Origin of the sequence: Maribacter sp. (genome assembly GCF_049667165.1) — a bacterium.
In the GTDB taxonomy this organism is placed as follows: domain Bacteria; phylum Bacteroidota; class Bacteroidia; order Flavobacteriales; family Flavobacteriaceae; genus Maribacter_A.
On record NZ_JBATHS010000393.1, the window covers coordinates 1 to 9,531 of the forward strand.

At 39.5% G+C, this 9,531-nt stretch carries 8 protein-coding genes; all 8 read left to right on the forward strand.

The window, feature by feature from the left end; genetic code table 11:
- Positions 1 to 1,930 (forward strand): TonB-dependent receptor domain-containing protein (locus WBM98_RS17865; RefSeq protein WP_424367378.1); only part of this gene is annotated, 1,930 nt, incomplete at its 5' end.
- 119 nt (positions 1,931 to 2,049) lie between these two features.
- Positions 2,050 to 3,228: an MFS transporter gene (locus WBM98_RS17870; RefSeq protein ID WP_424367379.1), complete on the forward strand. Its 1,179-nt coding sequence runs from the start codon at positions 2,050 to 2,052 to the stop codon at positions 3,226 to 3,228.
- Positions 3,229 to 3,279: 51 nt separating this feature from the next.
- Entirely contained in the window at positions 3,280 to 4,026 is a 747-nt protein-coding gene (locus WBM98_RS17875; RefSeq protein WP_424367380.1) for a hypothetical protein, read from the forward strand.
- Positions 4,027 to 4,437: 411 nt separating this feature from the next.
- Entirely contained in the window at positions 4,438 to 4,797 is a 360-nt protein-coding gene (locus WBM98_RS17880; RefSeq protein WP_424367381.1) for a fructose 1,6-bisphosphatase, read from the forward strand.
- An 18-nt stretch (positions 4,798 to 4,815) separates the two neighbouring features.
- Positions 4,816 to 5,667: a cell envelope biogenesis protein OmpA gene (locus WBM98_RS17885; RefSeq protein ID WP_424367382.1), complete on the forward strand. Its 852-nt coding sequence runs from the start codon at positions 4,816 to 4,818 to the stop codon at positions 5,665 to 5,667.
- Positions 5,654 to 6,151, forward strand: a complete 498-nt coding sequence (locus WBM98_RS17890) for a Rab family GTPase (RefSeq protein WP_424367383.1) — start codon at positions 5,654 to 5,656, stop codon at positions 6,149 to 6,151. The genes WBM98_RS17885 and WBM98_RS17890 overlap by 14 nt, the downstream gene beginning before the upstream one ends.
- A complete protein-coding gene (locus tag WBM98_RS17895; RefSeq protein WP_424367384.1) occupies positions 6,138 to 7,673 on the forward strand; it encodes a hybrid sensor histidine kinase/response regulator in 1,536 nt (511 codons plus the stop codon). The genes WBM98_RS17890 and WBM98_RS17895 overlap by 14 nt, the downstream gene beginning before the upstream one ends.
- A gap of 1,054 nt (positions 7,674 to 8,727) precedes the next feature.
- Complete coding sequence (locus tag WBM98_RS17900; RefSeq protein ID WP_424367385.1) at positions 8,728 to 9,306, forward strand: RidA family protein; 579 nt, start codon at positions 8,728 to 8,730, stop codon at positions 9,304 to 9,306.
- Positions 9,307 to 9,531: the final 225 nt, after the last annotated feature.

Below are 9,531 nucleotides of genomic sequence, written 5' to 3' on the forward strand. Positions count from 1 at the left end.
GGGTAAAGTGGTGCTTAGGGGAAGCGATAAGGTGGTCATCTTGATCGATGGCAAGCAAAGTAGCCTTACGGGATATGGAAATCAAAAAGGGCTAGCGAATATTCCTGCTTCCAATATCGAAAAAATCGAAATTATCAACAACCCTTCTGCCAAGTACGATGCCAATGGTTTTGCCGGTATTGTCAACATCATCTATAAAAAAGAAAAACAGACAGGGCTAAACGGGGATATCGGTCTATCCTTTGGAGTTGGGGCTTTGGGAAAACGCAAAGCGGATACCCCAACCGATTTGGGAAGTTTTTCTGTCAACCCGAAATTGATCCCTAGCGTCAACCTAAACTACAAAACAGGAAAATTGAACTACTTTCTGCAATCGGAATTCATTGCACAAGAGGCTTTGCCAAATAACGAATTCACGACCCGTAACTATGAAGATGGTAGAAATATCATTTCCCAAGTCCCAGAAAACCGAAAACAGTTCCGATCGATCATCAATGCAGGAGTTGATTATGACCTCGATGACAACAATAGCTTTACCTTTTCTGGACTTTACGATAGGGAAAAACATATCGATACCGCACAAGTCGCTTTTATCGATATGAATACAAATACGCGAAACCGCTTTTACAATTGGGAGGAAGAAGAAGTTACACGATACATCAATGCGGCGGTTAACTACCGGCATAAATTTAAACAGACGGGGCATACCTTGAGTGCCAATGCACAATATACCCAAGGGCTTGAAGACGAGACCTATTCACTAAACGATAGTTCTTCGGTACGTGTGGGCAGGGATAAAACCAATATCCGCGCCATTGAAAATACGACGAGTATCTCCTCTGATTATGTTCGCCCGTTTCGAAGCGGACGTATTGAACTTGGGGCAAAACTTCGCATTCGCAGATTACCTGTAGAGTATACGATTACCCCTGGAAACCAATCCATTATCTATCCCGACTTGGGCACATTTTCCGATTGGGGCGAAAACCTATATGCGGGTTATTTCAATTATTTGTTGGAAAAGGAAAAATTTGATGTCGAAGCGGGATTACGTGCGGAACAGACGGATGTATTCTATGACCTTGACCCTGTCAATGCCTATTATCCGAACAATGACAAGTACGATTATTTCGAGCTTTTTCCTAGTGTGCGGTTTACCTATAAGTTAAATGACGACAATAAAGTATCGGTATTTTACAATCGGCGCGTGGATCGCCCCGGGGAGCCTGAATTACGCGTTTTTCCAAAGTATGATGATCCCGAATTGTTGAAAGTGGGCAATCCCTATTTACGGCCACAATTTACCGATGCCTTTGAAATCGCCCACAAATATTCATGGGGTTCCGGTTCCTTGTTTTCGGCCCTTTACCATCGAATCATACACGACCAGTACATGCGTATTTTCGCCATCGATGATTCCAATCCCAATTACGATATCGTGAACCGGATTTACCAAAACACGGGCAGGGCCACAAATTCAGGAGTTGAATTCTTGCTAAGCCAAGACCTTACCGCCGTATGGAAAGTTTCGGGCAGTCTTAATTGGTATTCCAATGCGATCGACACCTATCAAGGAAGGTTGCTTTTTCCCTTTGAACGCGATTTCACCATCGATGCCTCGACCGCCAATGCGTACGATGCAAAGGTCAATACGGAGTTCAATTTACCCAAGGACTTTGCGGTGCAACTTACGGGCATCTATTTTTCCAAAAGGAACATACCCCAAGGCGAACAGCTAGCGCGCTCTTCAATGGATTTAGGCATTAAGAAAGGACTGTGGGATAAAAAAGCGGAGCTTACCCTATCGGCCAGTGATATCTTCAATCGCTTTGGTATTCGCCAAAAAGTGACGAATGAAGGATTTACGGCACTATATGAAAACTATTACGAGACTCAAATTGTTCGTTTAGGATTGAAGTATAAGTTTTGAATATTATTTTGGTTCATGCGTAAGCATGGGCTTAGGATAGGTAACAAGATATAAATACGTCAAATCTTGAACTATTTACAGTTGGCCTATAAAATTTAAAGTTAATAAACCATAATGAATTGAAGAACATCTCAAAGACCGTTTGGGTCCTTTCCTTAGTGAGCCTTTTCACCGATGCGGCCAGCGAAATGTTGTACCCGATACTCCCCCTTTACCTAAAAACAATTGGTTTTTCGGTGGTATTGATCGGAGTTCTCGAGGGCTTTGCAGAGGCCACGGCAGGCTTGAGCAAAGGGTACTTCGGGAAACGTTCTGACCTTTCGGGAAAACGAGTGCCTTTCGTTCAGATAGGTTATGCCTTTAGTGCAATATCGAAACCGATGATGGCACTTTTTATATTTCCTATATGGATTTTCTTTGCACGTACCCTGGACCGTTTCGGAAAGGGTATACGAACAGGAGCGCGGGACGCTATGCTTTCCGATGAAGCGACCTTAGAAACCAAAGGGAAGATTTTCGGGCTACACCGTGCCATGGATACCTTCGGTGCGGTATTAGGTCCGGCATTTGCCCTACTTTATCTATATTTTTATCCTGATGACTATATAACACTCTTTTATATCGCTTTTATTCCAGGGTTCTTTGCGATTTTGGCGACATTTTTCCTTAAGGATAACCATCAAGATGGACCAAAACCAAACTCAAAAACTTCCCTTTTTTCATTTTTGGGATATTGGAAATCGAGTCCGATAGGTTATCGAAAAGTTACTGCTGGATTATTGGCTTTTACATTGTTCAATAGCTCGGATGTTTTTTTGTTGCTAAAAGCAAAAGAATCTGGTCTCGATGATACCATGGTTATTGGAATATATATATTTTATAATCTGGTGTTTGCATTATTCGCCTTTCCTTTGGGAATGTTGGCCGATAAAATTGGGCTTAGGAAAATGCTAATATCCGGACTGGTAATTTTTGCATTCGTATATTTCGGAATGGCATCGGCCACCAATTGGTATGTAATTGCCGGACTTTTCTTTTTCTATGGAATTTATGGGGCCGCAACCGAAGGCATTTCTAAAGCCTGGATCAGTAATTTGACCGATAAGAAAGATACTGCGACCGCTATCGGCAACTATACGGGGTTTCAAAGCATTTTTGCCATGCTAGCAAGTTCCTTGGCCGGATTCATTTGGTATCGTTTCGGTGCTTCAACTACGTTCTTGGTTACGGGCGTTGCTACGGTTGGTGTTATTCTTTATTTCATTTTTGGAATGCGAATCAAGACAAGTTCCAGTTAACGATACCATGTTGAAGCCTGCTCAAAATAAGACCATTAAATAAAAAATCATATGGGAACATTGAACAAAGTTGCAGAGATTACATTTTTATTCTGGATTATGAAGATCATTGCTACGACCTTGGGCGAGACCTTGGGCGATTTTATCGCACAGACGTTAGGACTGGGCTATACGTTCGGTATCCTAATAACCCTGGTATTTTTTGGTGTGGCATTGGGTATTCAATTGACTCGAAAAAAATATGTGCCTGTTTGGTTTTGGCTGGTCATCATCGCAACGACAACATTAGGCACCGAGATTTCAGATTTTATAGACCGTAGCCTGCATTTGGGATACACCGGGGGCAGCCTGCTCTTATTTTCGGGACTCTTGGCTACGCTATTTGTCTGGCGTAAAAAGTTCGGCAATTTGGAAGTTTACCCAATTTTTGAGCGTAATAAGGAAACCTTGTATTGGATTGCCATTTTATTTTCCAACAGTCTGGGTACTGCCTTTGGGGACTATTTAAGCGATGTAGTGGGATTGAGTTATATGAGCGGGGCCATGGTAACCGCAAGTATAATAGCCATCGTGGTTGTATTGCATTATGTAACAAAAAACAACGAAATTGTACTCTTTTGGATTGCCTTTGTTTTTACAAGGCCATTCGGCGCAACTTTTGGCGATTTCTTGACCAAACCTCTGGACAAGGGTGGATTGGATTTAGGTACATTACAAGCTTCTTTGTTTGCGTTGGGCGTAATGGCCGTATTGATTTTTATTTCGCATCGTAAAATGCGACTTGTGATTTACGATTGATTCCTTGAGATTTCCTTCAAACTAAATTCGGGTTTCGTTTGAATATCAGGCCTTTTTCATTGAGATTCACCTGTAGAATCCTGTTTTTGATTTGTTCTTCATTAGCTGGTTCTAATATAAATTTAAGTATAACTGACCAGATCATCTCCACTATGGATAGCGCCTTTTTGCCAACATTGAAAAATTGCTGTATAAAGGAGGTTAAAGATGTACGTTATTAGGGAGGTTAATAAAATAACATTATACATCTAAATTGATTTATCTTTGAAAAGTAAGCTCGGAATCACTATATTGCCCTGAATATCGGGCTTTTAGCCTGTAATGTACAAAACAATAGTGTCGGAAATCAGTGTAAAATATCAATTGATGCCCTAACTAACAAAGAAAATCTGCCATTAAAATATCATCACAATGTCAAAGAATCAAAAAGCTGTAATCAAATTACACGGAAACCAGGAATCCGACTCAAAGATCGAAGCGATAAAGAACCTAATTTTTGGTGATCATATCCAAGCCTATGACTCTGAGTTCGAAGTAATCAAACAAGATATCCTCAATAAGAAAAAGGTACTGGAAGACCTGATTGAGGAAGTAGGCTCTGAATTACGAAAATCAATCGACGATGTTTCGACTGATGTAAACATAAGGATAACTGATTTAGAAAAGAGTTTAGCAAATAAAATCGATGCGTTGGAGGACAAAAGTGTAGGTAAGGAAACGCTCGGGAAATTGCTCATCGAATTAGGGGAAAAAGTCAGTAACAAACAGTAGACCTCAATATTGCCAGGGATGAGCGAAAAAGATAGATTGGAAATCCTCAAGGATATTCTGTTCACTGATGATCGGGAAGATATCGATCGTATTGCCGATCGTATCGAATTTTTGGAACAAGCCTATAATGATAGGGAAAAATTCGCCTCTCGGGTATACCCCATTGTTGAAAACCGATTGGATGCGTTTGCCAAAAATATTCCGAATACCCTAGGGCCTACGATTACTGCGACCTTAAAAAAGGAAATTCAGAACCACAAAGATGAAGTAGTGGACGCACTTTATCCAGTATTGGGCAAGATGGTCAAGAAATATGTTGCTCAAGAAATAAGAGTGCTTTCCGAAAAGATCGACAACCAATTGAGTTTTATAACGGCTTGGAAAAGAAGGTTTAGGGCATTTTTTGGGGGGAGCAAGGAGAAAGAGCTATTGCTCAACGATCTGGCATCCGAGAAAATAGAGCAGGTGCTGTTGATTGAGCGGGATTCGGGATTGTTGAAGGCAAGTTTTTCAAGAACGGATACGATAGACGAAGAAATGATTTCGGGTATGCTCACGGCGATCAAAACCTTTGTCGAAGATGCTTTTAACCAAAAAAACCAGGAACTGGAATTGATTGAATATGAGTTGTATAATATCCATATCCAAAGCTTTGTCAATTACTATGTGGCAGTGGTCATATCAGGGTCATACGGTTTAAAAACCAAAAACAGGGTACAGGATATCATCTTTAACTTTTACCATAATTTTATGGAGATGAACCTTGACCTAATTTATACGAGCCGACATTTGGAGCACCCCGTCGATACCCTAAGTTCTTCGTTGATCGAGAAAAAGCTCGTCGAATATTTTGGCAATGCAAAAATCTAAGAAAATCGTGATTCTCGGTCATTTTGGGGTCGGGAAGACTTCCTTGATCAGGAGATTTGTCAAAGACAGTTTTTCCGATAATTACAAAGTGACCATAGGGGTTCATATCACTAAGAAAATCGTTGAGGTAGGTGCTGATGAATCTATTTCGCTTATTATATGGGATTTGGAAGGTACCGATGAGGTTCGAATGATTCGTGACTCCTATTTATTGGGATCCCACGGGGTGGTCTTTGTTTTTGATGTCAGCCGGCCCTCTACCTTCCAGAACCTAAATGAAGATTTGGGAATAGTGGCCAATAAGGCCCCAGACATTCCTCTGATCGTAGTGGGCAACAAAATAGATTTGGTCATCAATGATGAGCTTCAAAACCTCCTTAAAGGAAATAATATCGCAGCAAATTATCTGACCAGTGCAAAAACCGGAGATGCTGTCAATGAAATGTTCACCTATTTAGCTACCTTATTGAATGACCTTTCTTGATCAGTATAAAGAACAATATATAAATCGGAACATTCAGTTTGCTGTCATTGATCTAGAGGGTCATATTCTTGAAAGCGACCAAACGTTCATTGCATTGAAAGAGGGTGATCTTATCTATGATGTGCATCCCTTTTTCATGTCTTTTACCGCTATTCTAGATGCGACTGAAGAATCGATAACCTACAATTGTGTGCATATTGAAGTTCAGGATAAGGAATTCATCACCGATTTAAAAATAATCAAAAAAGAAAATCATGTACTCTTGGTTATTTATGACCTTACAGAACATTACATCGATTACCAAAATATTGCCCAAGCCCGTAATGAGTCCATTATAAATTCGGAGTTGGTGGTTCTTAAGAACGTTGAGTTGGAAGAACGTGAACGATTTAAGAATGCCTTTATCCAAAATTTCAGCCATGAATTAAGGAATCCGCTCACCAGTATTATTTCTATAACCAACCTGCTCGAAGGGACCCAATTGAATAACGAACAACAACAAATGGTCGAATTTCTCAAGCAGTCGAATTCTAATTTGAGATTACTGCTCGATGATATCTTGAGTATCAGTATGATTGCTTCTGGCAGATTGCAGTTGCGGAATAAAGTCTTCAGTCTGTATGATTTACTAGAGCTTATTAGATTTACCTTTAAGTCAAAAACCTACCAGAAATCGCTTCGATTTGTGATGGATTATGATCAAAGGATACCAGAATATATAGAAGGGGATCGTTTGCGCTTGTTCCAGATATTGACCAATTTACTCGATAATGCCTTAAAGTTTACCAAAAAAGGCACCATTGCTTTGAATGTTAAACTTAACCAGAAGCGGGCAAACAAGACAAGCCTAAGATTCGAGGTGGCTGATACCGGTATTGGTTTTCCGCCGGATAAAGCAAATTCCATTTTCGAGAGTTTTACCCAATTGGAACTAGATGAAAAAAAGGAAGGGGTAGGCCTAGGGCTCTCTATTGTAAAAGGTTTGGTTGAGCTAATGGGTAGTGACATCAAGGTAGAATCAATAGCTGGGAAGGGGACTACCTTTTACTTTGATATTACGTTCCTATATGCATTGAACCTTGCTTCAAAACCCATTGAAAAAACAAAGGCTAAGACAACCGATGTGAGTGCCCTCAAGGGTCATCGAAAGTATAAGGTTTTATTGGTCGAAGATGATGAACGAACACAAACGGTTTTGTTCAAGGCTTTGATGGAAACCTCTTTGTTTTATATTGATTTGGTTAATGATGGGGCGTTTGTTTTTGAAACGGTGATGAACAATTCTTTTGACATAATACTTATGGATGTTGATCTCCCTAATGTTTCCGGGGACCAAATAACCAAATTGATCCGGGAATTCCCATTTAAGAACATCAAGAATATCCCGATCATTGGGATTACGGGCAATGTATTCAAGGAAAGTATAGATGGTTATTTGGAGGTTGGTATGAATGCGGTGGTACCAAAGCCTTTTGATTTTAATGAGCTCCTTGAAACCATAATCAAACTCCTCAAGAAATAACTACCGATTTCCCTGACTTTCGCAAATTTCATCATTTTTAGAACAAGTCCATACATCTAAAAGTAGGAATAAACTTTCAAAGGTGCATTTCAACGATAAAACAATGCACTTTGTCGATAGCTGAATTTAAATATTTTCTTCTTCTTTCCCATAGATAGTTACTTTTTAGCTTTACATCGTATTGTAATTGAGAACCCAATACAGCATTAAAGGACGCTTATGAATACATCGTTTATCGTAGATATTTTTTTTGTTATCAGTTTGTTGGTTTTTTTGACGACCCTGTACATCATCATACCGACGAGCCTAGTACGACTAAAAGCCGATTTAAAGTTTAAAGGGAAACAAAACGGACGATTTAGGATTGCGCAAAGAAGGGCACGATCAATGCATTGAATGTTTTTCAGGAATTTATTCCGAACAACAATATATAAAATTTGGATAAAGGCTATGCTAACACTAACCGTTATTGTCCATTGAACCGTAGGAATTGAGTTTCAAGTCCTACGGTTTGCTAAAGCCGGCCATGGTTTTGATAGTAATTAAAGTAATTTAGGTTTTAATTAGTTTGGCTGGTTTAAAGACCCTGTAAAAAGGGTCTTTTTTAATACAGAACAATATAACAGGCAATAAAAATATAAGCTGATTATGATTGAAGAAGAGTTGTTTATTGGTTCGGTCTTTATCAGCGATGTATTGAACTTTGACTTATCCGATCAAGTTAAAACTGAAGTTTACTTAGAACGATTGGGTCAAGTTTATAGAGTGCAATAGGAAAAATCGATGAAAAAAAAGGTGAATGGATATGGTTTGTTGATTCTCATCGGGATCATGATCATTTTGCAAATTATCAACACGATACTGTAATAGGCATAGGTCTTACTATATGAATTGGCTCAAATTTATAAGGACGAATAAACGTGGTAAATCAAAATCATGATGTGAAGTAATGAGGGTTGTGTTTGTTACGTTCCCCCGAAAGGGATAATCTGAAAGAAATTTCGATTGTCCCTTTTTTTTAATCCCAACTTTCAATTTTTGTATATTTAGTTCTATGAGATATTTACTTTTCACCCTACTGATAACTTTGGTGTTTTCATGTAGTTCAAATGAGGCAAAAAAAGATACTTCAACATCTAAGTCCGTTCAACAGCATATTCCCGAAGGATATAATCCTGAGCAAAAATTAAATAATCTGGGGATTAAACTGCATGGGCTTTCAATACCAAAGGCCAACTATGTGCATGCGGTACGTACGGGCAATCTTATTTTTCTGGCAGGTAAAGGGCCTAGCAATGAAAAAGGGGAAAGTATAACAGGCAAATTGGGAAAGGATTTGGGTATTGAGGAAGGTTATGCGGCGTCAAGATTGGTCGGGGTACGGCAACTTTCCGTACTCAAGGCCGAATTGGGGAATCTTAATATGGTAAAACGTATCGTCAAAGTCAAAGGAATGGTCAATGCTATCCCTGAGTTTACAGACCATCCTAAAGTGATCAATGGGTATTCCGACTTAATGGTGGAGGTTTTTGGGGAAAGGGGAAAACATGCCCGGGCTGCCGTTGGCATGGGATCACTGCCTGGTAATATTGCCGTGGAAATAGAAATGATCATTGAGGTTTTTGAAGACTAAAAGCTACATTACAAACATTAGAAGGAAAACATCATAGATCTTCGAAAGTATCCCAAAATTAGTAAACTTATAGAAAAGTATTCTTAGATTTGCATCGCGAAATTTTTGCCCCATAGTTCAACGGATAGAATAGCCCCGAGGCTTCGGGGTCCTAAACTTTGGCATTGTTGCCGAAAGGTTTTTTGACATATTGGTTTTGGCCTCATAGTTCAACGGATAGAATAG

Bases quoted from the DNA above. Each gene is read 5' to 3' on its own strand.
- WBM98_RS17875 (WP_424367380.1), top strand. From the start codon at position 3,280: ATGGGAACATTGAACAAAGTTGCAGAGATTACATTTTTATTCTGGATT.
- WBM98_RS17900 (WP_424367385.1), top strand. From the start codon at position 8,728: ATGAGATATTTACTTTTCACCCTACTGATAACTTTGGTGTTTTCATGT.
- WBM98_RS17880 (WP_424367381.1), top strand. From the start codon at position 4,438: ATGTCAAAGAATCAAAAAGCTGTAATCAAATTACACGGAAACCAGGAA.
- WBM98_RS17895 (WP_424367384.1), top strand. From the start codon at position 6,138: ATGACCTTTCTTGATCAGTATAAAGAACAATATATAAATCGGAACATT.
- WBM98_RS17890 (WP_424367383.1), top strand. From the start codon at position 5,654: ATGCAAAAATCTAAGAAAATCGTGATTCTCGGTCATTTTGGGGTCGGG.
- WBM98_RS17885 (WP_424367382.1), top strand. From the start codon at position 4,816: ATGAGCGAAAAAGATAGATTGGAAATCCTCAAGGATATTCTGTTCACT.